This window comes from Mycobacterium sp. 1164966.3 (assembly GCF_001665395.1).
In the GTDB taxonomy this organism is placed as follows: Bacteria; Actinomycetota; Actinomycetes; order Mycobacteriales; family Mycobacteriaceae; genus Mycobacterium.
Genome location: NZ_LZSG01000051.1, coordinates 1 through 1,014 on the forward strand (window position 1 = coordinate 1; position 1,014 = coordinate 1,014).

1 protein-coding gene is annotated in these 1,014 nt (G+C 63.5%); it reads left to right on the forward strand.

What is annotated here, in order from left to right; all coding sequences use genetic code 11:
- Positions 1-1,014: condensation domain-containing protein (locus tag A9W99_RS19710; RefSeq protein ID WP_253870091.1), on the forward strand; the 1,014-nt coding region annotated here is incomplete at both ends.

The window sequence follows — 1,014 nt, forward strand, 5'->3', positions numbered from 1 at the left end:
CGACCTGACCGATCCGCCGGTGTTTCGGGCGGTGTTAATCCGCACCGGGCGCGATCGGCATCGGTTCGTGCTGACCAGTCATCACATTGTGGTCGATGGGTGGTCGTTGCCGATTTTGTTGGGGGAGATCTTTGCTGCCTATTACGGGCAGCGGTTGCCGGCGGCGGCGTCGTATCGCCGGTTTGTGAGTTGGCTGGCCACCCGGGATCGCGCGGCGGGCCGCGCGGCCTGGACTGAGGTATTGGCCGGGTTGGAATCCCCAACGTTGGTGGCCAGCCCGGATCGGTTGGGGTTGGGGCGGCGTGAGTTGGCGTCGTTTGCGGTGTCGGCGGAGACCACCCGGGCGGTGGCGGAGTTGGCGCGTGCTCAGCACACCACGGTCAATGTGGTGTTGCAGGCCGGGTGGGCGCAGGTGTTGATGCAGGTGACTGGTCAGCAGGATGTGGTGTTCGGCGCCGCGGTGTCGGGACGCCCGCCGGAGGTGGCGGGGGCGGAGTCGATGGTGGGGTTGTTGGTCAATACGGTGCCGGTGCGGGCGCGGGCCACGGCGGTTTCCACGGTGGCCAGCCTGCTGGGTCAGCTGCGCGAGGACCAGAACAACACGGTGGAGCATCAGTATTTGGCGTTGGCCGAGATCCATCGCCTTAGTGGGCATGAGCAGTTGTTTGACACGTTGTTTGTCTATGAGAACTATCCGGTTGATACCGCGGCGTTGACCGGCGAGCACGAGTTGGCCATCACCGGTTTTTCTGCTCGTGAATCCACCCATTACCCGTTGGCGGTGGGGGTCATTCCCGGTGATCAGTTGGGTCTTCGGGTCGAATTCGACACCGAAGTATTCGGCATGGCCGACATCGAGGTGCTGGTCAACCGGTGGCAAGCGGTGTTGATGGCCATGACCGCTGATCCGGCTCGGCGGTTGTTGTCAATGGATTTCTTGGATCCGGCTGAGCTGTCTCGGGTGGATGCCTGGGGTAATCGGGCGGTGTTGGACGGTCTGGCTGCGGTGTCGAT